Raw genomic sequence first — 22,725 nt, 5'->3', positions numbered from 1 at the left:
GAGGAATAGGGATTTCCCTGAAATCGTGGGGAATTATCACTGTGACGAATCATCTTCGGATTGTGTGTTTCAGTTGGACGCCATGCTCGATCTTTGCAGCGGCCGAGCATGGTGATGCGCGTTTCATCGGCAAGCCTGCCTTATTGACAGGTCCGACTTCAGCCGCGTCGAGTAGGGTTTAAGTCGCATCCCTCGCGCATTGCTCAGGAGCGTTCTGCGGCGAAACACGCCTGGAATGACGGCCACGAAGGGAAGGCGCGAGGCTGTGCGCGGCGCGCGGTGGTCGTGGCCGCCGAATCCCGGGCAACGGGTCGCGGTGAACCACAAGGATCTGCCGATGCGCTGGTGATCGACGCTGCTCTTCCTCCAGCTGAAATCGTTCGACAGATCAGGCGCAGTCTGCTTGTCCCGCGAAGCGCGTGATTGTGTGCATGGCCTGAAGAGTGGCGCCGCACTGTGTTTGCTGCGCAGGCCTATTCTTTGACGTAATGTACCCGCACTGTTTGGATCAACCCCTTGCCGTTGACCGTCATCATTTCTGCTGCCAGCATGCCGTTGACGCTGCGATAATAGAGCAACAGGCTGTCGATTCCTGTCAGGATGCGTAGTAAGTCGAAATGCAGGTCGGGATAGGCTTGCAGCCCCTTTTCGAAATAGGCGGTCAACCGTTCGCGGCCGCGAAGGATGCCGGACGGCTCTCCGGATAGCGCCGTCACGAATGGACTGGTAAACTCTACATCCGGTGCATAATGATGGAGGATAGCCTTGAGGTCGTGCCGGTTCCAGGCGCCGATCCACGCTTCGGCCAGGCTCCGTGCAAATTGTTCGGTCATCACCGTGAACCTTTCATTGAGATCCTATGGCAGGCACTAGCCTAGGGGAACGGCCGCCTGATGAGCAAGGGCCCTTTGTCGTCGGGCGGCCGGAAACGGTGCAATGCCCGTGAGCGCGCCGATGTCGCACCGGACGAGCCTGGCTCCCATTGCCCTCTTCAAGCTGTTGAAAGGGCTGCTGGTCTTGCTGGCGGGAACAGGCTTTCTCCGGTGGATCGATCCCGAGATCGAGACCGGTCTCTCACCGGTTCTGGAGGCGCTTCACTTGAGCATCCACACGCGGCTGCTGCACGCGCTGGCCCTTACGGTGGATTCATTGCCGCGCCATAGTGTGTTGTTAGTGAGCCTGGTCAGCTTCGGTTATGCGGCCTTGCTGTTCATCGAAGGGTTCGGCTTGTGGAGCGAAACCTCGTGGGCCGCTTATCTAACGGTGATTTCCACCTGTGTTCTACTGCCCGGGGAATTTCACGCGGTGGTCCGTGTTTGGTCGATGTCGGGGATGGCGGTGCTGGCGGTGAACATCGCCATTGTGGGGTATCTGGTGCGCAGGCTGGCGGAAGAGACCTTGCGCTGATACGCGCGGAAGGGATCGCGGCGCAACGTCAGTGTTGAAGACTCGGGGAATCCCTAGCTGGCATCCCGTCAAGGAGGGGGTATACGAACAACATTAGATGAGAGGAGACCACACCATGGTTGAAGTCAATTCCATGTATCAGGCCAGGACGAGACAGGAGGACATCAAGGCACAAATCGATAAGCTTGAGGGTTTGACTCATCTGACTGCCGTACATCCCACCTTCGACGCATTTGATGAGGAGACAGAGGCGATTCTCGCCAGGATTTTCGGTCCCGCGCACCCATACCTCGAATCCTATAAGTACGCGACCTTGGGTGAGGCCGAAGCGATCGTGAATTTGCCTGAATCAGCCCAGGAGCCGCAGACGCGGGATATGCCGAAGAAAGGCCTGCAGCAGCGCCGCCAGGTGCTGCAAAGCATTCTGACCGACTTGCAGGGCCTTGAGGCTCAAGAGGCCGAAGCGCTGACGGGAGAGGATCGCGAAGATCCTCCCGGCCCGAGCTAGCTGCCGTCTACTGGATGTTCCGGGCATGGAGGTGGAGACCGCCGGTGAGTGGTGTGTGAGGCGGTCGCTGCCTCCGCGACCCGTTTTTGAGCCAATCTGCTCCCACGCAGGACCCCTTTCGGTATCCCCCCTTTGCGTCCACCATTCTGCCAGGGATTACCGGCCTCCTTCACCAAGGGTGGCGAGGTACGCGACGAGGTCACGAATGTCTTCGTCCCGCAGGAGCGTCTTCGGGTACATCGCCGTCCCGGGGTGGCCGAGTTTAATGGATCGATAGCGGTCTTCATCGTTCTGCGATCGGAGGGTGGCCGGATTGCGCAGGTCTGCAGGCGGGGCGGGAAGGGCGTCCAACCGTCTCACCAGATCGGCTGACATGGGCGGTCGTGTATGTAGATGGCCTTCGATGCCATGGCACATTGCGCAACCGCCGAGTTCATGGTACAGCTGCCGCCCGTGTTTTGCGTCGCCCCGCAAGGTGCGCGATGCGGGCGCGGAAGCGGGAGGCGATGCTGTGCCGCGAATGAAGGCGAGGTAGGGCAGCAGCGCGAGAATGTCTTCGTCGGCGAGGGCTTCCTTCGAGAGCGGGTACATGGCGCTGCGGAGATGCCCATGCCGGATGATCTCGAATCGCTGTTTGTCGGTGGTGAAGGTGAGCGCCGTTGCCTGTCGCAGATCGGGAGGGGCCGGATTGAGACGCGTGATATTGTCGCGGACGTTCCGGCTCAGTCCGGGCGGCAAGTGGCCTTTGTATCCGTCGATTCCGTGACAGGTGGAGCAGAGGCCCTTGCCGTTGAAAATTGCCCGGCCTCGGTCCGCATCCTGCGGCATATCGCCCGGTGTAGTGTGTGGCGCCGAGTCTGCCCGGAGAAGTGAGCCGGCACTCAACCAGACCGCAAGACAGAGCGTCCCCGTGAGGATGAGTGCAGGGCGGTTTCTTCGCACCACAGATTGTGAGAAATTGGCCGGCATGTCACTGTCCGGGTCATGTGGTCGTCGGGCCTGCTAATCCATCATAATGCACGAAGCGGGTGTCATGCCAGACCTGAGAGGCGGGCAGTGGCCCGGCCTTTGGCGGGGGCTGGTCAGGCGCCGGGTGATCCCGGTAGAATGCACGCCGGTGAGAAGCATGATCCACACGGCGATGAACATGGTCGACCACCGGCACTGTCTTGCACTGTCCGGTTGTTTTCGCGGCAAGCTCTGCGAGCAGCTGATGAATCGGCCGGGCCGTCCTGTGGCGAAGGGGGCTCGCATCTATGGGCCGGGTGATCCGGCGCAGAGCGTGTTTTATCTTCGGCGGGGATTCGTGAAGTTGACGTCCATCACCGAGGACGGGCGTGAATTGATATTGCGTCTGCACCAGACCGGCGAAGTATTCGGCGAACTCTGTCATTGCACCGGAGAACGCCGCGAGCAGGCGGTTGCGATGGAGGACAGTGAGATCGTCGAACTCAGTTTCGATGAATTTATCGCCCATCTGCAAAGCAATCGCCCGGCGTTTCTTCTCTTTCTTTCCAATGTCGCCCAACAGCTGTCGGCGGCCTATGATCAGATCCAGACCCTGTCCTTCAATAGCACAATGGATCGCCTGGTGCGCACGCTGGGACGGCTGGCCGATGAATTCGGCGAACCGGACGGCGAGTGGATTCGTCTCACGCACTATTTTCGGCAGGACGATCTGGCGCAAATGATCGGCGCGCGCCGGGAGGTGGTGTCGACCCTCCTGAACCAGTTGCGCGAGCAAGGGCTCATCACCTACGCGCGGAAAGACGGGCTGCTGCTTCGTCGCGCCGAGCTTGACCGGTTCCTGGGCGCTGCTGAGCAATCATCTGCCCGTCTCAACGACTCCAGCTACTAACGCATCATCATTTCTTCCCCAGTGTTATCCCGCTAACTTACAGGGCTGCTCCTGTTCTCTATCCTTGCCAATAGTGCGACAGCCACTGTCGGCTGTTCGGCGCGCCCTCACAATTTTTCAAGGAGAGATGCGATGCGTACGTTGATGCATGCTTGTTCGGTGTTCGTGCTGACTCTGGCCACGACGGCCTGTGCCCATACGACTGACTCCCCGGCCCCCGCGGCCTCCAGCGAGGCGGCGCATCCAGCCAAGGTGTCTGAGACCAAGGCGGTGCTTCGCGATTTGTGGTTGGGACATATCCTGTCCATTAGGAACGTGGCCGTCGCAACGATGGATAAAAATGCCGCTGCCCGGACTGTGGCTGAGGCGGATGTGGTGGCGAATGCTCAGCAGATTGCCCGATCGATCGAGCCGTTTTATGGCAAGCCGGCGGCGGACCAACTGTTTACGTTATTGGCCGGGCATTATCAGGGGATTCGTGAACATTTGGATGCGACCGTAGCCGGGTCGGCAAGCCAACAGGACGCGGCAGTGAAGGCGCTCACCGCCAATGCGGCTGAGATTTCAACGTTTCTCAGCAGCGCCAATCCGAACCTGCCGAAGGACACGGTGATGGGGCTGCTCATGGCCCATGCCGCCCATCATCTCACGCAATTTCAGCAGCTGAAGGATGGGGACTACGCGCGGGAGGCGGAAACCTGGAAAGGCATGAAGCAACATATTTATGTGGTGGCTGATGCGTTGACGCAGGCCTTGGCCGCTCAATTTCCCGCTCGGTTCTAGGGCGTAACCGAGGGCGACAAGGCCTATGTTCGTCTCATGCCGGCGTGTTTCCACTCGGTCGGAGGCCGGACTCAGGCGGCCGGGCGGCGGGTGCTCCGCGCCTGGCCGCCCGGGGACGACTCTCTCCGTATGTCTGCCGAGCCCGAAACCGCGAGAGGCGTTTTCTCTGTCTCGCTCGAGTTAAATCGCAGAGCGAAGTGACATCCGGCCCGGGAAAGGGCGTTCATCGCCGGTCTTCTTGCGGCAGTTCGCTGCGCGCTCCGTCGCAACATGCGACAATCATCGAAGGCATTTTATTTCTCGTCTTCAGCCCGGTTCGTATTGAAAATCGGGCGGGCTTTTGCCTAGAGTGCGCAGTCGAAAGATCCGTCATGATCATTACAGGAGGACTGCATGGGTAGAATTCCGGACTGCGCAGTGTCGGGCAAGGTGTTGCTGTTTGCCCTGGTGTTGAGTGTGGCTCCCGCCCTTTCTCAGGCGGCTGACTGGGTGCATGAAGGGATGGCGGACGAAGGCAAGATGACGTTCGGGTTTCGGGTGGGTCCAAGTTTTATGACGCAAAGTTCCGGCCTGTCCACGACCGGTCCCGCGCTCAACTTTCAGGGCATGTATGGCATCAATACATGGTTTCGTTTCGGGATGATGCTGGAATGGGAAAATCATGGCGTTGATTCGCCCCGGAACGGATCGCTCAATACGATCACCCTGTTGCCGGTGAATTTGGAGTATCGGCCGGGACATTTCGGCTCCCTGATTCCGTATGTCACCAGCGGGATCGGCGTGAATATCAACACCAAGGATCAGGCGGATTCGTTCGCCTGGCGATTCGGCGCGGGGGTAGACTATCCCATGACGAGTCTTTTCCAGGGCGCGCCCAAAGGCCTGATGATGAATATGGAAACCGCCTGGAAGCGCAACTCCGCCGACGGCGACGGCTCCTCGATGGGCTTGTTGTTCGGCATACGCTCCACCTTCTAATCGTCGCTTTTCCCATGAAACAGGTGCCGGGTAGGCAGTGACGGTCAGTCCGTTGCTGGTTGCCCGGCCCGTCTCGCTCTGGTCTCAGCCCATCGCCATGAAAATCCCTGACGGGCCCCTGCGCCGTCGGGACGCGCGACTTTTCGCGCGCTCCTGTTTCATTCGTCCACAATGTGTTATAAGCTGTCTGTTTCTCTAGCCGGATACTCCTGCCCAACTGCGGGTGTGTCGTCGAATTAATCCAGACCTTGCCGGATCGAACGATCGTTAGACCGTCAATTCCGAAGGCATGTACAGGGGGGACTGAAGCAGGATGAGCAAGAAGGAAATCGATGCGGCGCGACGACTGATGAGCTTGATGTTCAAAGCACATCCCTGGCATGGGGTGTCGATGGGAGACCAGGCCCCGGATTTGGTGACGGCCTATATCGAAATCGTGCCGAGCGATACGGTGAAATATGAGGTGGATAAGGCCACCGGCTTTCTCAAAGTCGACCGCCCTCAGCGGTTCTCAAACTTTTGTCCCGTGTATTATGGCCTCATCCCCCAAACGTTTTGCGGTGAGCGGGTGGCAACGCTGTTCGGCGCGCGCGCCGGCCGGCCGGACATGATCGGCGACGGCGATCCCCTCGATATCTGCGTGCTGACCGAGAAGTCGATTCCCCACAGCGATATTTTGCTGACCGCCCGGCCGATCGGCGGGTTCAGTATGGCGGACGGCGGCGAGGCGGACGACAAGATCATCGCGGTGATGCGGGACGATGCCGTCTACGGGACGTTGACCGATCTCAAAGAATGTCCCGTGACTCTCCTCGACCGGTTGCAGCATTATTTCCTGACCTATAAGCAGGCGCCGGGTTCCACCCTGCACAACAAGGTGGAGATTACGAGCATGTACGGCCGCGACGAAGCCATCAAAGTCATTCATGCCAGTCACGACGACTACAAGGCCAAGTTCCCTGAGTTGGAATTTATGTGGCCTGCCAGCATGAACAGCTAGTCTTACGAAGAAAGGTTTAGCCCCTCCTGATGAAACACACCACGACGCCATCGCCGGCAGAGCCGGCTGCCAAGGGATTTTCGCCCGGGTTTGCCGCGCTCGGATTAGAAGCCTCCATTTTGACCACCCTTGAGGCACTGGGCTACGAAGAGCCGACCCCGATTCAACGTGAAGCGATTCCTCCATTGCTGGAGGGCCGGGACCTGCTAGGGCAGGCGGCCACCGGAACCGGAAAAACCGCGGCATTTGCGTTGCCGCTTCTGCAGCGGATCGCGCATGGCCCACGGCAACGTCCTACGGCGTTGGTGCTGGTGCCGACCCGTGAACTGGCAGTGCAGGTCAGCGAAGCGGTGCAGCGGTACGGCAAGGAATTGCGGATCACGGTGCTGGCCTTGTACGGAGGCCAGGCGATGGGCCCGCAATTGCAGGCGCTCAGGCGCGGGGTAGAAGTCATTGTCGCGACGCCCGGCCGGGCGTTGGATCACCTCCGCCGCAAGACCCTCAAGCTGGCTGATTTGCAGGTGGTGGTCTTGGACGAAGCGGACGAAATGCTCGACATGGGTTTCGCCGACGACCTCGACGCCATTCTTGAGGAAACGCCGGCGACGAAACAAACGGCGCTGTTTTCAGCGACTATGCCGCCACGGATTGCGTCCATCGCCCGCCGTCACTTGAGGAATCCCGTTGAAGTCACGATTGCGCGCGAGCCGGTGAAGGCTGGCGCCGCCCCCCGCGTACAACAGACGGCCTATGTGGTGGCCCGCCAGCACAAGGTGTCGGCCCTCGCTCGTGTGTTGGACATTGCCATGCCCAAGTCAGCCCTCGTGTTTTGTCGGACCAGGCTGGAGGTTGACGAAGTGACGGCGGCGCTGAACAACCGCGGGTACCGGGCCGAGGCCATTCATGGCGGCATGAGCCAGGTGCAGCGGGATCGCGTGATGCAGGCCTTTCGCACAGGGCAGACCGAACTTCTTGTGGCGACCGACGTGGCGGCCCGCGGGCTGGATATTCCGTCCGTGTCGCACGTGATCAACTACGATCTGCCTTCATCGCTGGAAGTCTACGTGCATCGTATCGGGCGCACCGGACGGGCCGGACGGGAAGGCGCGGCCGTGACCATTGTCGAGCCGCGTGAACAACGATTGTTGCGCGCGGTCGAGCAGCACACCAAGGCGCGCATTACGATCGCGGCCGTGCCGTCGCTCGGTGACCTTCTGGCCAAGCGGCTGGAGCGAACGAAGTCGTCGATTCAGGAAACCTTGGACGCGGGCGGACTCGAAGATTTTCGCCGTGTCGTGGATGCGCTGTCCGCATCGGCTGACCCGGCCGATATTGCGGCGGCGGCCATCAAGTTGGTCTATCGGTCGCATGGTGGCGACCGGGAGGAAGAAGAGATTCCCGCCGTTCAGATGAGAGCGCCGGAGCCTTACCGGTCGTCGCGGCCTGCGTATGGCCAGGCTCCGCAGGGAGATCGCGCGCGTGCGCCTCGGGGTGGCCCGGGCCGCGGTGGCCGGGCGGCCGGAACCGTGCGCGTGTATATCGGCGCGGGGCGTGCGGCAGGCATCCGGCCGGGTGATCTGGTCGGCGCCATTGCGAATGAGGCGGGTGTGCCGTCGAGGATGATCGGCGCCATCGAAGTCGAAGAGCGATTTTCCCTGGTGGATGTGCAGGAAGAGGCGGCCCGGCAGATCATCGAGGCCTTGGGCCGGACGCGCATCAAAGGACAAAAGGTCGCGGTCAGATTGTTTCGGGACTGAAATGCCGTCACTTCAAACGATATCCGGCCAGGGTATCCGAATGAATGCGCTGGCCCAGTCGTCAGGTGATCGTGCTGTGAGCGGACACAGGAAACGGATGCTTCGCGGTAGGAAGCAGCGGTGAATTTTTCGGTCGCTCTGCCGGGCACTGTGCGCCATTCTGGTTGACGACACGCTTGAAATTTTTCCCCGCTCCTCGGACGCCTCATCCACCGGGAAATTGAGTAGGCTTCCCTTCGTCCCACCCGTTCATGGTACGATCCTGAATGCCTGCCTCGGATCTTCCCGTAACAACGAGCATTCCGCAGCGCATGGACCGCCTGCCATGGTCGCGTTGGCACTGGTTGGTGGTCACGGCCCTTGGCGTGACCTGGATTTTAGATGGGCTTGAAGTGTCCATCGTGGCCGCGCTCGGTCCGGTACTCACCCTTTCCACGACCTTACATTTGACCGCGTCTGAGGTCGGCCTCACTGCTTCGGCCTATCTGGCCGGATCAGTGGTGGGCGCCATTGTCTTCTCTTATCTGACCGACCGTCAGGGGCGGAAGAAGTGGTTCATGTTCACGCTGATGCTCTACCTGGCCGCGACCGTGTTGACGGCGTTCTCCTGGGATCTCTGGAGTTTTATGTTCTGCCGTTTCTTGACCGGTGCCGGTATCGGCGGTGAATATGCGGCGATCAATTCTGCCATCGATGAACTGATTCCCGCCCGCCGGCGCGGGCATACCGATCTGGCGATCAATGGAAGCTGGTGGCTGGGAAGCGCTGCCGGCGCACTGCTGACGATTGTCCTGTTGAACCCCTTATTGATTCCGGAATATCTGGGCTGGCGTCTCTGCTTCGGGCTAGGCGCCGTGCTTGGCGTGAGTATTTTGCTCGTCAGACGGGTCGTGCCAGAAAGTCCGCGGTGGCTCATGACCCATGGAGGTGTGAAGGAGGCCGAGCAGATCGTGTCCGGCATTGAAGCGCAGGTCATGCGCGATGAACAACTCGCCTCGCTTCCGTCGGTCGAGGGATCGATCACCATCCATGGACGCACGCACGCGACCCTTGCCACCGTGGCACGGGAGTTGTTTACGGCCTATCCCCGTCGCACGTCCCTGGGAATTGTGCTGATGGTGACCCAATCGTTCATGTACAATGCGATTTCATTCACCTATCCCTTTGTGCTCACAAAATTTTACGCCGTGCCGAGCCACCGCATTGGCCTGTACATTGTGCCGTTTGCGATTGGCAACTTTCTGGGCCCCTTGTTGCTGGGCCGCTTTTTCGATACCATCGGCCGCAAGCAGATGATCAGCTTCACCTATGCTGTCGCCGGTTGTTTACTGGCGGCCACTGGGTATCTGTTTTTTCAGGGCGCGTTCACCTCCGTGACGCAAACCGTGGCGTGGTCGGCGATTTTCTTTTTTGCTTCCGCCGGGGCGAGTGCCGCCTATCTGACCGTCAGCGAGATCTTTCCGATGGAGATCCGCGCGATGGCCATCGCGTTCTTTTTTGTCGTGGCCCAGGGAGCGGGAATTGCGGCCCCCTGGTTATACGGTAAGCTAATCGAAACATCAGCCGAGAGTGTCTTATACGGATATCTGCTGGGAGCCGGAATGATGATTCTCGGTGCAATCGTGGAGTTGTGGTTAGGGGTGAAGGCCGAGGGGCGATCACTCGAACAAATCGCGATGCCGCTATCCGCCCAACCTGTCCCGAGTCGTGCCCCGCACGTCTGACAGCATTCCTATTCGGATGCGAGAGTCACCCCGGCCGCTTCACTGATGGCACGGGACGTTCCTGCGCGCAGGCGGCGCACATGGACGCGGTCATGGAGCCGACGGAACCAGTTGTGAAGTAACAGCCATGTATAGCCACGACGATCAGTGTGACATGAGGCGCGAGTGAGCGTTCGACCTTGGACAGCCGCGTTGCGCGACTGGCAGGCCCGTGCGGTGGCTGACGTCTTGGCGCAGAAGCGCGACGATTATCTCGTGACGGCGACGCCGGCTGCGGGAAAAACACGGTTTGCGCTGCGGATCGCCCATCATTATCTGGCGGAGCGCGCTGCCGGCCGGGTGCTGGTGGTCTGTCCGACGAATCATCTGCGGACGCAGTGGGCTTCGGCGGCAGGACAGGCCGGTATTCAACTAGACCCGGCTCTGTCCAACGAACAGGCCTGCGAAGCGCGTGATTATCACGGCGCAGTGGTGACCTATCAGCAGGTCTGTCTGGCCCCGGACGTGTTCCGGCGCGCCTGCCGCAATCGAAGGACCCTGGTCATTCTCGACGAACTACACCATGCCGGAGACGGCAAGGACTGGGGGAAGGCGCTGCGTGAATCGTTCGGTGAAGCGGTGTTTCGCCTGGCCCTGTCTGGCACGCCATTCCGATCCGACAATAATCCCATTCCGTATGTGCGGTATGAGCAGGGCGAAAGTCAGGCGGATTTTACGTATGGGTATTCGCATTCCATACGGGACGGGGTCTGCCGTCCCATTCTCTTTCCGAGTTATGAGGGAGAACTGACCTGGTTGTCCGACGGGCGCGAGCACCGGGCGACGTTTGAGGATGGCTTGACCTTCGATCGCCAGCGGGAGCGGCTCAAGACGGCATTGCTCCAGGAAACCTGGTTGGGGCCGGTGTTGAGTGACGCCCATGCCGAGTTGCAGCGACTGCGGAAGCAGGAGCAGGCGGATGCGGGCGGCCTGATCGTGACCATGAATCAGGATCATGCGCGGCAGGTGGCCGACCTGGTGCAGCGACTCACTGGCCAGCGCGCGCTGGTTGCCGTGTCAGACGATCCCTCCGCCTCGAAGACAATCGAGACCTTCGCCCACCACAAGACCCAACAATGGTTGGTGGCGGTGAACATGGTGAGTGAAGGCGTCGATATTCCGCGCCTCCGTGTCGGGGTGTACGCGACCAATGTGTTGACGGAAATGTATTTTCGTCAGGTCGTAGGGCGGTTTGTGCGGATGCAGGATAAGGTGCCGAAACCGCAACGGGCCTGGCTCTACCTGCCGAAGGATGCCACGCTGGTGCATTATGCCAAGCGGATCAAGGTTGAGCGCGATCATGTGCTCGAGGAGATCATGCCTGCCGTGCAACGGACGCTGTTCGGTACGGCGGCGACATCGCTGAAAGAATATATTCCGCTCAATGGCGTAGCGCGGCTCGATGCCCTGATCGGCGCGGATGAGGGTGAGCCCTCCGTGACAGGGAAGGGACAACCGGAGCCGGCTCTCGCGCTGCACGACCAGAAAAATATTTTGCGGGACAAGCACCGGCTCCTTGTCGGGGCCGTGGCGAGAAAGTGCGGGATGGATCATCGGCAACTCAACGCGGAACTGATCAAACGGACCGGCGGCCGCGTCGATCAGGCAACCATTCCCCAGTTGGAACGGCGGATTGCCCTGTTGGAGAAGTGGCGGGATTCCGGCTTCGACAAAAAGCGTTGAGCGGTCAAAGTATGGTAAGCATAACCAGCGCAATCAGCGAGCACAGGATGTGATGAAGGAATCATTGGAGAGGAAGAGGACCATGGCTGGGAACAAGGTGAAGCGGCCGGCACGTACGGCGACGAAGACATCGAAAAAGAAAGCGGCAACACAGGTGGCGAAGAAGGCCGTGGCCACAAAAAAGGCTCCGGTGCGCCGGGCCAAGGCTACTCGGGCCGGTAAATCGTCGGTGGCGGTTGTGGTGCTGTCTGGTTCCACGCCTCTCCGCAGGAACAAGGCAGCCGAGCTTGTCGCGGAAGAACTGCAGTTGGACTTATCGAAAGTGAATCTCTCCTCCGTGGTGAGCCAGCGGGTCGGCGAAACCGAGAAAAACATCAACCGGGTCTTCGACGAGGCGGAACGCAGCGGATCGATTCTGTTCTTCGATGGGGCGGATGCCCTGTTTGGCAAGCACCGGGCCGCCAAGGACGGCGCGAGCCACTATGCCAATGCCGGAGCGGCTCATCTGCTGCAGCGCATTGAAGACCACAAGGGCCTGGTGATTCTGACGACCAACGGGAAAAGCCGGATCGATCAAGCCTTGTCGAAGCAGGCGAAGGTATCGGTCTTGGTGGGCATCGAGAAGAAGCCACAGAAGAAGACGGCCTGACGAGTCGTTTTTCCCAACGGTCGTTCGAGAAGCGATTTCATGAACACAGGATGCTCAAAAGGGCTGTTCAGCAAGGCCGCAGCGAGGTCCGCGACGCCAAGAGTAATGAGCGTCACGTTTGCGGACGCCGGCGAGGCGGTGAGCCGGCAGTGTCCCGGGCTGAGGCGTCACGATCTTGCCCGCCTGTCCCGCGCCTGCTGGGAGAGGCCCTTGGCCCAGAGAGGGTACGTTGAGGGGCCGAGCGATGCGAGACGCGGCTGACAGACTTTTTCAACATCCTGTGAGGATTACTCCGTTTCTTCGCTGGCCTCCAGGCACTTCGTGCATTGTTCCAGGTCAGGCACGCCATGGGCGCTGCAGAAGTGCCGGTGACAGAGGCCGCAGAGCATGTAGGTCATCTTAATCCGGTCTTCCGCTTCGCAGTAATAACAGTTTTTTGCGTTTCTGGCCTTTGGCATGGTCCTTCTCCTCGCATCATTGATCGGTTCACAGGTCGTATCATCGCTTGACTGCGCCGGTGGTTGTCGGCGTCGCGTCCCAACTCTCCCGTTCCGCTATCGGCCTAGGGACGGCAGAGTGTCAATCGATGAGAGGGGCGGGCAAGTCACCCAGGCCGAGTTAGCCTGAGGCGCTAAGGACAGCAAAAGGTGTGATCGTGCTCGCGTGCATCCAACCAGGAAGCCCCGACCGGCGTTCATGGCAGGTTTTTGTTATAACACAAATTCTCATGTGCCTGCGCAGCCGCACCCTGCTTGGGGCGACAGGTCCCGGCGGGATCGCTGGTTATGGTGGTATGGCCTGCTCGACTTCTTCCCGCAGGAGAAACTTGATGGACGGGTTTGATTTGATGCAATAGGCCAGCAGGTGTTCGGTGGTAAAGAGCATGACGGCGCGGCCCTGCTGATCCACGAGGCGGACAGTATCGGACGGCCAATAGACAGCCGCGATCGTTGCCGGATCACCGACGATCCACCGCGCCAGGCTATGGGGCATGCGCTCGACTGAGGTGTTGACGCCGTACTCGTTTTCCAGGCGGGACATCACCACATCAAACTGCAGTTCGCCCACCGCGGCCAGCACCGGTTCGCGTCGCACATGGTCCGGCGAGTAGAAAATCTGCATGACCCCTTCTTCTTCCAATTGCTTGAGCCCCTTTTGGAACTGTTTGTGCTTGGAGATATCCTGCGTCCGCAGGAGGCCGAAACATTCCGGTGGAAAATGCGGAATGGGATCGAAGGTGAGTGATGGATCGGAGGTCAGCGTATCGCCGATGGTAAACAGGCCCGGATTCACCAGGCCCACCACGTCGCCGGGGTAGGCTTCGTCGATGGTTTCACGGTCGCGGCCGAAGAGGCGATGGGGACGCGTCATCCGGATCTTGCGGCCCAGCCTGGCGTGATGAACCATCATGTCTTTTTCAAAGCGGCCGGAGCAGATGCGGAGGAAGGCCATGCGGTCCCGATGTTGCGGATCCATGTTCGCCTGGATCTTGAACACGAAGCCGGAGAAGGTGTCGTCTGTCGGTTGCACCAGGCCTTGGGCGCTGTGTCGCGGCCCGGGAGGCGGCGCGAGTTTCGTGAAGGCGTCGAGAAACGGCCCGACGCCGAAATTGGTCAGCGCGCTGCCGAAGAAGACCGGGGTGAGTTCACCGGCCAGGAAGCGGTCTCGATCGAAAGAGGTGCCGGCGCCCGTCAAGAGTCCGATTTCCTCTTGCAGCGGGCCATAGGCGTCGCCCAACGTCTCCGCGAGTTTCGGATTCGGGAACGCCTCAACTGTCATCGGGGCGCGACGTTGGTTGTGCGAAGTGCGCTGGAAGAACAACACCTGGCGGTTCTGGAAATCGTACAGGCCTTGAAAGCCGGAGCCTTCGCCGATCGGCCAATTGAATGGTACCGCCGTCATGCCCAGTGTGCGCTCGATCTCATCGAGCAAATCGAAGGGGTGCCGGCCCGGTTGGTCCATTTTGTTGATGAAGGTCAGGATGGGGATACCGCGTTTGCGACACACGGCAAACAGCTTCTTGGTTTGCGGCTCGATACCTTTGGCGCCGTCCAGTACCATCACCGCGCTATCCACGGCCATGAGGGTGCGATAGGTGTCTTCGCTGAAGTCCTGGTGGCCGGGCGTGTCGAGGAGATTGACCCGCGCGCCTTGATAATCGAATTGCAGCATGGTCGAGGTAATCGAAATCCCCCGTGCCTGTTCCAATTCCATCCAGTCGGATTTAGCCTGGCGCTGTGTGGAGCGAGCCTGCACCGCGCCGGCCAAGTGGACCGCGCCCGCATAGAGCAGCAATTTTTCCGTCAACGTGGTTTTCCCGGCGTCCGGGTGGGAAATGATGGCAAAGGTGCGCCGACGCAGCACTTCTCGCCGTAACTCGTCGGAGGCGGACTTCTCAACCGGCAGGGACATAATGTGCTCTTGGTGGTTAGGGGCTGCCGACTGACAGGGGGTCGTCTGGCCGCCTGCCGCCGCTGTATGGCAACACTTTCTTTTATCAGTCGGAGCGGGGCGGCGGCAAGGAGGGGAGAAGATGGGAGGGTAGCCAGGTGCCCCTGTGCTCGCGCAACGCGCGGCCTGGGAAGGCCCTCGTTGGACGGCGCGCAGTAGGAGCACCTGGCTGCCCTCCCGGGGTGAGGGGATAGTGGAAAGATAATCGGGGCCGGAGTCGGGACGACTATTTGCCCAGCGGATTGGTCAATGTTCCCTTGGCGCCCTCCTTCATATCCTTGACGTCTCCCTTCGCCTGACCGACGCCCTGCTTGGTCTTGCCGAGGTCCAGTTTCTTCGCATCCTCTTTTGTTTGGGTCGCGTCGGTTTTGAGTTTGCCCGTGGCTTCCGTCAGCGACTTGCCCGTGCCCTTCATCGCATTGTGCCGTCGGGTACGAGACCGTCGGCATCGGCCAATGGCAGAAATGACGAAACCGAGTTGGCTTCGAGACCGGCGGCGACTGCGTTGGCAACGACCCATGACCTTTGCAGGTCACTCTTCCTTCTGCGGGTCGGGAAACGGTATCTGCTGTGATTGTTTGCGGGTACTGCCAGTACAAATGACTATAATGACTATGCAGTGTTTACGCAAAGTGATATAAGAGCGGCGGGCCGTGCGACCGTCCTGCCCCTATGATGGATTATTTCTGGCAGTGTGGCTCCCTCCTGCTCATTGTTCTTGGGCCAATTCCTTTCGTCGCCTCAGTCATGCATTTACAGCGACGTGCCGTCGGCACTCCTTGCTTTGCTCGTGAGTGCCTGATGGTACTTACCGCGTGGTGCGGTATAGAGGTCCTGGTCGGTATGTGCTTGGGCAGCATACAGAGCCTGCGGTTGCACAGTGTATTGATCAGCGAATCGGCCCTTCTTCTGACCGGAATAGCGATCCTCTCTCTCCTTCGACGCCGCTCTCCATTGGTTCGGCAAAGTCATGCTCCATTGAGCGAGTCTGAATCCAGCCTCTTTTTCTTGGGGACCTTGATACTGATCGGCATCGCGTTGTTGTGGACTGTCGGGGTAACTCCGGTCACCGATTTTGACTCGTTGTGGTATCACCTTCCCACCATGGTTCACTGGTATCAAAGTGGCACCTTCGCGACTCCAGACAAAGTCACCGTCCCTGCCTATTACCCATTTTCCTGGGAGTTGCTGAGCCTTCTCTTCCTCTTGCCCTTCCAGGCAGATGCGTTTGTGGCGGTGCCTAATTTTATCGCTTGGATAATTTTTGGATTTTCGATCTATGCCGTGAGTGGCATGTGCGGTGCCAGTCGTCTATCGTCGCTGCTGGCTTGCGTGCTGACACTGTCTGCACCGATGGTGACGGCACATGTCCTTTCTTTGCATGTCGACTTTCCGATGGCAGCATTTTTTCTGAGTGGGCTGTATTTTCTCCTCTCGTGTCAGCGTAGTCGTTCAAGTTGGGATTATGCCTTCTTCGCCGTTTCATTAGGTCTGCTTTGCGGAATCAAGACGACGGGATTGCTCTATGGCGGACTGCTGTGCGCGAGTTTGCTGCTGCTGGAGATGCAGGCTTCTCTGATCCAGGGGGGCGCCCGGCACGAGCCGAGCGCGCGTCATCCGTTGTTTCAGGCTGCCAGTCTGGTGGCGGTGGGACTGGCGGCGATCGTGGCAGGGTATTGGTATCTTCGAAACTTCCTCGAGATTGGGAACCCGTTTGGCCCCTTTCGTGTCGCCGTTGCCGGTGTGACGATTTTCCCTGGCACGACCGATTTAGCGGAAATCCGTCGTACCACCTCGCTCGCAGGATTGTTTTCATTGCGAAGTGTTGCCCACTGGAAAACCTTCGTGGGAGCCCTCAAAGAGAATTTTTCAATCCCTCTCATCCTACTCTTTGGGTCGGTCGGGTTCCTGCCATTCCGAATCATGAACAAAGATCAGCCGGTCCGGAGACGCGAGCTGGCGCTTATTGCCGCTCTTGCGATAGGCGCCGCATGCCTCTATTGGATGACACCCTATAGCGCTGAAGACTTGGATCGCACGCATCAAGGACAGATTACGCCATTCATTGGTGACGCGATGCGCTATGCCTTCCCGTTGGTGGGGTTGCTGGCCATCGCGGGCGCAACTGCCCTGTCAATGTTTCCCATTCGCGAAGGAGGGTATCTCGTGATGGGAGCTACGGCTGTCGGAATGTATTTCGACCATCGCACGATGCTGCTCCTGGTATGGGTTGGATTTGTCATGGTGTGGTCAGTGCCGACTCTTCGTGGAAAGGTACGCCTCCTTGCATCCGCGGCGTCTGTCCTGCCTGTTCGCGTGGGCATGGTGATGCTGTGCCTTTTGCTGGCGGCGCTAGCCGGAAGGGTCGGGATGCAGGAGCGAGCAGAGAAGAAGGTCTACAGTTACGGGTACTTCGGCATATTGGATTTTCTCGACGTCAATGTGAACGCGCAGGATTCCATCGGATATTTCACGAGCCAGCCCACCTATGTATTGTTCGGGAAGAATTTGAATCGGCGAGTGGTGTATGTGGACGCCAGCTCACTGAGTCTTTCTCAGTGGGTGGACAGGCTGAAAGAAAACAACGTTCGCGTGGTGGCGTTGGGTCCGATCGATGGCCCCACAATGTTGCGGCAGGAGCTTGTATGGCTGGAATCCCCGGATAGTCCATTTACTCGTATCTATGGCCAGAACGTCATGGGAGAGACCTTACTGTATCGTCTCAAGTAGCCTTCCTCCGTACATTTCCGTGACACTTCTCACCGCAACTCGTCGGATGCAGATCTTTCAACCGGCAGGGACATAGATGGTCTCTTGATGGGTGAGTGTGGCCAACGGGACAGAGGCGGTCTGGCTGCCTGACCTGGTTGAGGCAACGCGAGGAGTTGCGTACGATCAATGGGGGCCTGCTTGTGGGGAGTGCGGCTCGGGTAACTGGGATTCACGAGATTCTTCGGCTTCGGCGAGAGAGTGCAGTGTCTCCCCGGTGAGCGCCTGCTGGACGGCGGCATCGCGTCGTCGCAACAGTTCACGGATCGGATCGCCGGCGGGCAGGGGGACGACCCTGTCGGCGTCCCGTCCCTTGTGGGTGGTATCCAGCACCTCTTTGACCGTGATCAGCTCGGGCGGTTTGGTGAGACTGATGCCTTCCGGTTTCGCCATGAGGCCGAGCAGCCCCGCTTCCTCCAGGTGCTCCACCTGTTCCTCCACCAGTGACACGGGGAGATGGAGTTCGACGGCCAGTTCGTCCGCTCGCAAGGGGCCGTCACCCCTTAAATATCGACGGGTCAGGGCCAGCAGCAGGCTCAAGGCCAACCGCTCTCGAAACGCAGGGGTGCCTTGCTGCCAGAGGAGACGCGATAAATACGCGGTGGGGTATTGGTGGAAAAACGAAAACTGCGCCCCGATGAGCACGATCAACCATCCGACGTAGAGCCACAATAAAAACAGGATGAGCACCGCGAATCCGGAATAGATTGCGCTATAGTTGGCCGACCGCGTCACGAATGTGGCGAAGACGTCTCCAGCGAGTCCCCAGAGCAGCGCGGCCGTGATGCCTCCGACGAGCGCCGAATCGATTCGCACCTGCGTGTGGGGTATGAATTTATACAGGAATGTGAACAGCGCGCTCAGGATGGCAACGGGCAACAGTTGACCGGCCCAGACCACCAGGTAGCCGAACGGTTGGATTTCCAGGACGCGCTGCACCAGGGTATGGCTATGGATCGATGCCAGCAAGCCGAAGGCGGTGGCGACCAGTAACGGGCCGACCAGGACGACGCTTAAGTAATCGGTAAATTTTCTGCCCCACGACCGTCCTTCCCGCACGAGCCAGATGGCGTTGAGCGCCTGTTCGATCTTATCGATGAGCGAATAGGTGGTGTAGAAGAGCCCTGCGATGCCGGCGGCTCCCAAGACGCCGATCTTAAGATTGTCCACGAAGCCAATGATCGTGTCCGTGATCTCTTGGCCTTTGGCTCCCAGCGGCTCCAACGCTTGGGCCAGGACCGGCTGGATCTGCTGGTGAACGCCGAAACCCTTCAAGACGGAAAACATGACGGCGAGAAAGGGCACCAGCGAAAGGAGGGTGGTATAGACCAGTCCGGCGGCGCGCGCATCAAGCAATCGATGGCGGAATTCCATGGCCACGGCGATCCCCAGCCGTAACGTATGGATCCCGATGCGCTGGAGTCTGGGGGCAGACGAGAGGTCGATGGTCCAGAGATCTTGCGTCAGGAACTGTGGGATGCGCGCCAGTTTCATCATCTATCCATTCTCCGGGAGCAGGATACTGTACCGCGAATCAATACGCAGGTACAGCCGGTGAGGAGCGTTCTACCGTATCCTCTCTGATACCCCGCGCGATCGTTTGGAAACAAGCCTCGTTGACGCATATGAATGGGCGACCTGCCGGTCGACTGTTCAATCGTGTTCGTGGGGTTCTCCGGCGACCCGGTCGATCTTCGTTGACGCGCCATGCTATACACCATCACACCATGGCCATCTCCCATCCCCGCGATCCATTGCACGGCATCACTCTGGAGACCATTGTCACCACGCTTGTTGAACGGCACGGGTGGGCGGAACTCGGCCGTCGTCTGCCCGTGCGCTGCTTCCTGAATAACCCGAGCGTCAAGTCGAGCCTCACATTTCTTCGCAAGACGCAGTGGGCGCGCGAGCGGGTTGAGGGCATGTACATCGCGGAGTTGGAGTGATGGCGCACAGCCTTTCGTGCGGAACCTGTTGCTCGGTCAATGCCTTGTAGTCCGAACGGCATCACGACTGGTCCCATTAGGACGTTGATGCGCTCAACGCGCTTCCTCTTGGTCCACTTCCCGCGACTTGATCAATCACTCCCACCTCTGTAGATATGGAGAAACATCATTCACTACCGTAGAGGTACACGTTCGTGCACAAGCCGGTTACTCTCGCCCTCTGGCTTCTGATCAGTTTCGTCCATCTTTCTGCTGCTTCGGCTCAGACCCCGTCGTTGTCCACCGACAAGGCGGTCCGGTCTCCATCAGAAACCGTTGGGGGCAACCTGGACCAGTCGGTGGCCGATGGGCCGGCGCCCGACGCTGCTGCCGCGGATCTTCAACACAAACGCGCGGCGGCAGAAAAAGAGCTGAACGAACTCGCGGCACCGTTAGCCGCGCGGAAGGACACGGCGGGTGGCCAGGGTGACGGGCGCATGATTGAGCGGCGCGCCCTCTTACAGCAGTTGGTGCAACTCTACGAGCAACATCTCGACGCGTTGCGCAATCTCGAGCAGATGCAGCGGCGCGTGGGGGAGGCCGAACGCCAGGAGAAGGAATGGAACGGATTTCCCACGCCGCCACCCTATTCGGTGTTGAAAATCGATGAATTGCGCGACGCCGCTCGATCTATGACGCTCACGACGCAAGGCGTCCAAGCCAGGCTCACTAGGACCGAAAGCCTGGCTGAGAGCACGCAGCGCAGGCTCAAAGCCTCCCAGGAGAAAGCCCGGCAATTGTCGGAGCGTCTTGAAGAAGTCCAGGATCCCGCCAAACGGGAAGCTCTCACAGGGGATCGCGACCTCGCCCGTTTGCGCGAGCGGGTGGAAGGCGCGCGAATCGGCATGTTGGAGGCAGAGAAGCGGCAGATCCAGGAAGAGGTGACGGAAGCGCGTCACCGTAAGGCGCTGCTCACGCGCCAACTCAAGGTTGCCGAAGGTGATCCTGCATTCACGCAACAGGACTACGACAAGCTCACAAAGCGCCTGGAAGCTGAATATCAATCGCTGACGGACGAAATGGAGCGAGCGGTCGCCGCGCAATCGATGCACCGTCAGGCGGTCGCGGCGGGGGAGGCGACACTCGCTGCGGCGACTTCACGGAGAGCCGGGTCTGGGACCGCCTCCTCCACGTCGAAGGCGGAACGCCTGACGCAGCTCACCGAGTCGGTCGACCTGACTCGGCTGCAGTACGACAATGCCAATCTGCACGTCGAGTTGCTGCGCGAGATGCTGAGTGGCCTTGAGCAGGAGCGGCATATTTGGGAAATCCGTTTTGCCACGGCGCGCGAGACTCTCTCCGTCGCCGAAGAACGAGAGGCGAATTCGAAGGTGGTCGCTGCCGCCAAGCAGATTCGAGGGTGGAAAGAATATGCGCTGCAGCAGCTGGGCACGGTGGGCAATCTCATCACCGATGTGGAAGACCGCCTCGCGGAAGCTTCATCGCCGGCTACGGCGCACTATTTCACCGATAAACTGCGCCTCTTTCGCCACCGGGAGGATTTGTATCGGCGCGCGCTCCAACGAACGGATTCCTTACGGAGCTTAATTGACAATAAGCAGGCGGAATTTGCCCAACGTGAGCAGGCCAGGTCGGTTCTCGCGCGTATGAAGGATTGGGGGCGAACCTTGTTAGTGATGGTGAGCAATGGCTGGCAGGTTGAGTTGTTTGCCGCCGAAGACACCATTGAAGTCGATGGAAAAAGCATCACCGGCCACCGGAGCGTCACGGTAGGGAAAGTCGTGACGGCGCTGGCGATGTTGATCGTCGGGTATTGGGCGGCAGGAATCATGGCGCGATTTGCCGAGCGGCAGGCCATCGCGAGGTTTCAAATCGATCCAAACGTCGCCAACATCATCCGCCAATGGGCCCTGGCCTGTTTTTTCCTGCTCCTCGTGATCGCGACCCTGATGTCGGTAAAAATTCCGATCACCGCCTTCGCGTTTCTCGGGGGCGCATTGGCGATCGGGGTGGGATTCGGCACCCAGAATCTGCTGAAGAACGTGATCAGCGGCCTGTTGCTGCTGCTGGAGCGGCCTCTGCGTGTGGGCGATGTGATCGAGGTGGATGGCATCAAGGGATTGGTGACGAGCATCGGCTTGCGCTCGTCGACGATCCGGGATCTCAACGGCGTGGAAACCTTGATCCCCAACAGCAATCTGCTTGAACGGAACTTGACGAACTGGACCTATTCCAGCTTTCGCAAGCGGTATTCGTTGCGCATTGCAGTCGCGACCGGATCGGATGCGCGGCGCGTGAAGGACAGACTGCGTGACTTGGCCGGTCAACACGGGCAAATCCTCAAAGAGCCGGATCCCTACGTCCTGTTTGAAGACTTCAGCGAGCAGGCCCTGGTGTTCGTCCTCCATTACTGGATCGAGATCAGTCCCGGCATCGATGCAGCGACGGTCGCGAGCGACCTGCGCTTCATGATTGAACGGACGTTTGCTGAAGAAAACATTGTCAGGAAATAACGGTTCGTTGGTCACCGGGCTCTCACTTCTTCTTGTCAAGGAATCGCATGGCCCCGAACGCGAAGATTTTCAAAGCGGTCCTTCATATTGCCGATGTGGATCGTCAGTATTACGAAGACCACAGCGTCACCCTCGCCCGGCATCCGTCGGAAACCGACGAGCGTATGATGGTCCGCCTGCTGGCGTTTGCGCGGCACGCGCATGAGGCCTTGTCGTTCGGGCGGGGATTGAGCACTGAAGACGAGCCGGCGCTCTGGCAGAAGGATGCCACCGGCCTGATCGAGGTATGGATCGAGGTGGGGTTGCCGGACGAAAAAGCAATTCGCCAGGCCTGTGGCCGGGCCCGGCTTGTGTGTGTCTATACCTATGGTGGTCGCCCGGCAGATCAATGGTGGGGGCAGAACGCTGTGGCGCTCGGCCGGTTGAACAATCTTACCGTCGTGAATCTCTCGTTGGAGGGAAGTCGTGCGCTGGCGAGCCTGGCGCAGCGGAATATGGACCTGCATTGCACCATCCAGGACGGGGAGGTCCTGATCGGAGATGGAGCGAATGCCGCGCAGATGGAGATCTCGATGTGGAAAGGCGCCAGCGCGCCGGTGAAGCGTGAGTCGTGACGCGTATCTCGCGAATGACAAAATGCCAGAGGCGAGCGACGAATGG

Annotated in this window: 19 protein-coding genes; 14 read left to right on the top strand and 5 right to left on the bottom strand. The window is 59.6% G+C overall.

All coding sequences use genetic code 11. The features are described from left to right. Positions 1-473 precede the first annotated feature (473 nt). Positions 474-833 carry a DUF4440 domain-containing protein gene (locus GDA65_00510; GenBank protein ID MBA5861178.1) on the bottom strand — a complete coding sequence of 120 codons (360 nt, stop codon included), beginning with the start codon at positions 831-833 and terminating at the stop codon, positions 474-476. Positions 834-936: 103 nt separating this feature from the next. Between GDA65_00510 and GDA65_00505 the strand changes: the two genes are divergently transcribed. Together GDA65_00505 and GDA65_00500 are read left to right on the top strand one after the other, a co-directional pair. Beyond that, a complete protein-coding gene (locus tag GDA65_00505) occupies positions 937-1,407 on the top strand; it encodes a DUF2127 domain-containing protein (protein MBA5861177.1) in 471 nt (156 codons plus the stop codon). Positions 1,408-1,522: 115 nt separating this feature from the next. Beyond that, positions 1,523-1,915, top strand: coding sequence for a hypothetical protein (locus GDA65_00500; GenBank protein ID MBA5861176.1), 393 nt, complete (start codon positions 1,523-1,525; stop codon positions 1,913-1,915). Between the two features lie 156 nt (positions 1,916-2,071). On the opposite strand, the gene GDA65_00495 is transcribed toward GDA65_00500, so the two are convergent. Beyond that, complete coding sequence (locus tag GDA65_00495) at positions 2,072-2,884, bottom strand: c-type cytochrome (protein MBA5861175.1); 813 nt, start codon at positions 2,882-2,884, stop codon at positions 2,072-2,074. 46 nt (positions 2,885-2,930) lie between these two features. Between GDA65_00495 and GDA65_00490 the strand changes: the two genes are divergently transcribed. From GDA65_00490 to GDA65_00455, 8 genes are all read left to right on the top strand, one after another. Then, a complete protein-coding gene (locus tag GDA65_00490) occupies positions 2,931-3,773 on the top strand; it encodes a cyclic nucleotide-binding domain-containing protein (protein MBA5861174.1) in 843 nt (280 codons plus the stop codon). A 165-nt stretch (positions 3,774-3,938) separates the two neighbouring features. Further along, entirely contained in the window at positions 3,939-4,556 is a 618-nt protein-coding gene (locus GDA65_00485) for a hypothetical protein (GenBank protein MBA5861173.1), read from the top strand. Between the two features lie 393 nt (positions 4,557-4,949). After that, positions 4,950-5,534 (top strand): outer membrane beta-barrel protein, encoded by a 585-nt coding sequence (locus GDA65_00480; protein MBA5861172.1) that lies wholly within the window; start codon positions 4,950-4,952, stop codon positions 5,532-5,534. Positions 5,535-5,847: 313 nt separating this feature from the next. Next, positions 5,848-6,534, top strand: a complete 687-nt coding sequence (locus GDA65_00475) for an inorganic pyrophosphatase (protein ID MBA5861171.1) — start codon at positions 5,848-5,850, stop codon at positions 6,532-6,534. A gap of 29 nt (positions 6,535-6,563) precedes the next feature. Beyond that, positions 6,564-8,291 carry a DEAD/DEAH box helicase gene (locus GDA65_00470; GenBank protein ID MBA5861170.1) on the top strand — a complete coding sequence of 576 codons (1,728 nt, stop codon included), beginning with the start codon at positions 6,564-6,566 and terminating at the stop codon, positions 8,289-8,291. Between the two features lie 266 nt (positions 8,292-8,557). Beyond that, positions 8,558-10,015, top strand: a complete 1,458-nt coding sequence (locus GDA65_00465) for an MFS transporter (GenBank protein ID MBA5861169.1) — start codon at positions 8,558-8,560, stop codon at positions 10,013-10,015. A gap of 165 nt (positions 10,016-10,180) precedes the next feature. Further along, entirely contained in the window at positions 10,181-11,737 is a 1,557-nt protein-coding gene (locus GDA65_00460; GenBank protein ID MBA5861168.1) for a DEAD/DEAH box helicase, read from the top strand. An 82-nt stretch (positions 11,738-11,819) separates the two neighbouring features. Then, entirely contained in the window at positions 11,820-12,386 is a 567-nt protein-coding gene (locus GDA65_00455; GenBank protein ID MBA5861167.1) for an AAA family ATPase, read from the top strand. 783 nt (positions 12,387-13,169) lie between these two features. Here GDA65_00455 and GDA65_00450 read toward each other — a convergent pair. Beyond that, positions 13,170-14,798: a peptide chain release factor 3 gene (locus GDA65_00450; protein ID MBA5861166.1), complete on the bottom strand. Its 1,629-nt coding sequence runs from the start codon at positions 14,796-14,798 to the stop codon at positions 13,170-13,172. 265 nt (positions 14,799-15,063) lie between these two features. Next, complete coding sequence (locus GDA65_00445; GenBank protein ID MBA5861165.1) at positions 15,064-15,252, bottom strand: hypothetical protein; 189 nt, start codon at positions 15,250-15,252, stop codon at positions 15,064-15,066. Between the two features lie 386 nt (positions 15,253-15,638). Here GDA65_00445 and GDA65_00440 point away from each other — a divergent pair, with 386 nt between their 5' ends. Then, entirely contained in the window at positions 15,639-17,567 is a 1,929-nt protein-coding gene (locus GDA65_00440) for a hypothetical protein (GenBank protein MBA5861164.1), read from the top strand. Between the two features lie 165 nt (positions 17,568-17,732). Here the strand turns inward: GDA65_00440 and GDA65_00435 are convergent, their stop codons facing one another. After that, complete coding sequence (locus tag GDA65_00435; GenBank protein ID MBA5861163.1) at positions 17,733-19,103, bottom strand: YihY family inner membrane protein; 1,371 nt, start codon at positions 19,101-19,103, stop codon at positions 17,733-17,735. A 230-nt stretch (positions 19,104-19,333) separates the two neighbouring features. Here GDA65_00435 and GDA65_00430 point away from each other — a divergent pair, with 230 nt between their 5' ends. The 3 genes from GDA65_00430 (at position 19,334) to GDA65_00420 (ending at position 22,679) form a co-directional block, all read left to right on the top strand. After that, the gene (locus GDA65_00430) at positions 19,334-19,552 is read left to right on the top strand and encodes a DNA-binding protein VF530 (GenBank protein ID MBA5861162.1); all 219 of its coding nucleotides are present in this window, start codon (positions 19,334-19,336) and stop codon (positions 19,550-19,552) included. Positions 19,553-19,746: 194 nt separating this feature from the next. Further along, positions 19,747-22,065 carry a mechanosensitive ion channel gene (locus tag GDA65_00425; protein ID MBA5861161.1) on the top strand — a complete coding sequence of 773 codons (2,319 nt, stop codon included), beginning with the start codon at positions 19,747-19,749 and terminating at the stop codon, positions 22,063-22,065. A 47-nt stretch (positions 22,066-22,112) separates the two neighbouring features. Beyond that, positions 22,113-22,679 carry a hypothetical protein gene (locus tag GDA65_00420; GenBank protein MBA5861160.1) on the top strand — a complete coding sequence of 189 codons (567 nt, stop codon included), beginning with the start codon at positions 22,113-22,115 and terminating at the stop codon, positions 22,677-22,679. The last annotated feature ends 46 nt before the right edge of the window (positions 22,680-22,725 follow it).

The organism is Nitrospira sp. CR1.1 (assembly GCA_014055465.1).
Taxonomy (GTDB): Bacteria; Nitrospirota; Nitrospiria; order Nitrospirales; family Nitrospiraceae; genus Nitrospira_A.
This window is presented reverse-complemented; position numbering and strand designations above follow the sequence as displayed.

Excerpts from the sequence above, each read along its gene's own strand:
- GDA65_00510 (MBA5861178.1), bottom strand. The coding sequence starts at position 833 with ATGACCGAACAATTTGCACGGAGCCTGGCCGAAGCGTGGATCGGCGCC.
- GDA65_00505 (MBA5861177.1), top strand. The coding sequence starts at position 937 with ATGCCCGTGAGCGCGCCGATGTCGCACCGGACGAGCCTGGCTCCCATT.
- GDA65_00500 (MBA5861176.1), top strand. The coding sequence starts at position 1,523 with ATGGTTGAAGTCAATTCCATGTATCAGGCCAGGACGAGACAGGAGGAC.
- GDA65_00495 (MBA5861175.1), bottom strand. The coding sequence starts at position 2,884 with ATGCCGGCCAATTTCTCACAATCTGTGGTGCGAAGAAACCGCCCTGCA.
- GDA65_00490 (MBA5861174.1), top strand. The coding sequence starts at position 2,931 with ATGCACGAAGCGGGTGTCATGCCAGACCTGAGAGGCGGGCAGTGGCCC.
- GDA65_00480 (MBA5861172.1), top strand. The coding sequence starts at position 4,950 with ATGGGTAGAATTCCGGACTGCGCAGTGTCGGGCAAGGTGTTGCTGTTT.
- GDA65_00475 (MBA5861171.1), top strand. The coding sequence starts at position 5,848 with ATGAGCAAGAAGGAAATCGATGCGGCGCGACGACTGATGAGCTTGATG.
- GDA65_00470 (MBA5861170.1), top strand. The coding sequence starts at position 6,564 with ATGAAACACACCACGACGCCATCGCCGGCAGAGCCGGCTGCCAAGGGA.
- GDA65_00465 (MBA5861169.1), top strand. The coding sequence starts at position 8,558 with ATGCCTGCCTCGGATCTTCCCGTAACAACGAGCATTCCGCAGCGCATG.
- GDA65_00455 (MBA5861167.1), top strand. The coding sequence starts at position 11,820 with ATGGCTGGGAACAAGGTGAAGCGGCCGGCACGTACGGCGACGAAGACA.
- GDA65_00450 (MBA5861166.1), bottom strand. The coding sequence starts at position 14,798 with ATGTCCCTGCCGGTTGAGAAGTCCGCCTCCGACGAGTTACGGCGAGAA.
- GDA65_00445 (MBA5861165.1), bottom strand. The coding sequence starts at position 15,252 with ATGAAGGGCACGGGCAAGTCGCTGACGGAAGCCACGGGCAAACTCAAA.
- GDA65_00440 (MBA5861164.1), top strand. The coding sequence starts at position 15,639 with ATGGTACTTACCGCGTGGTGCGGTATAGAGGTCCTGGTCGGTATGTGC.
- GDA65_00435 (MBA5861163.1), bottom strand. The coding sequence starts at position 19,103 with ATGATGAAACTGGCGCGCATCCCACAGTTCCTGACGCAAGATCTCTGG.
- GDA65_00430 (MBA5861162.1), top strand. The coding sequence starts at position 19,334 with ATGGCCATCTCCCATCCCCGCGATCCATTGCACGGCATCACTCTGGAG.
- GDA65_00420 (MBA5861160.1), top strand. The coding sequence starts at position 22,113 with ATGGCCCCGAACGCGAAGATTTTCAAAGCGGTCCTTCATATTGCCGAT.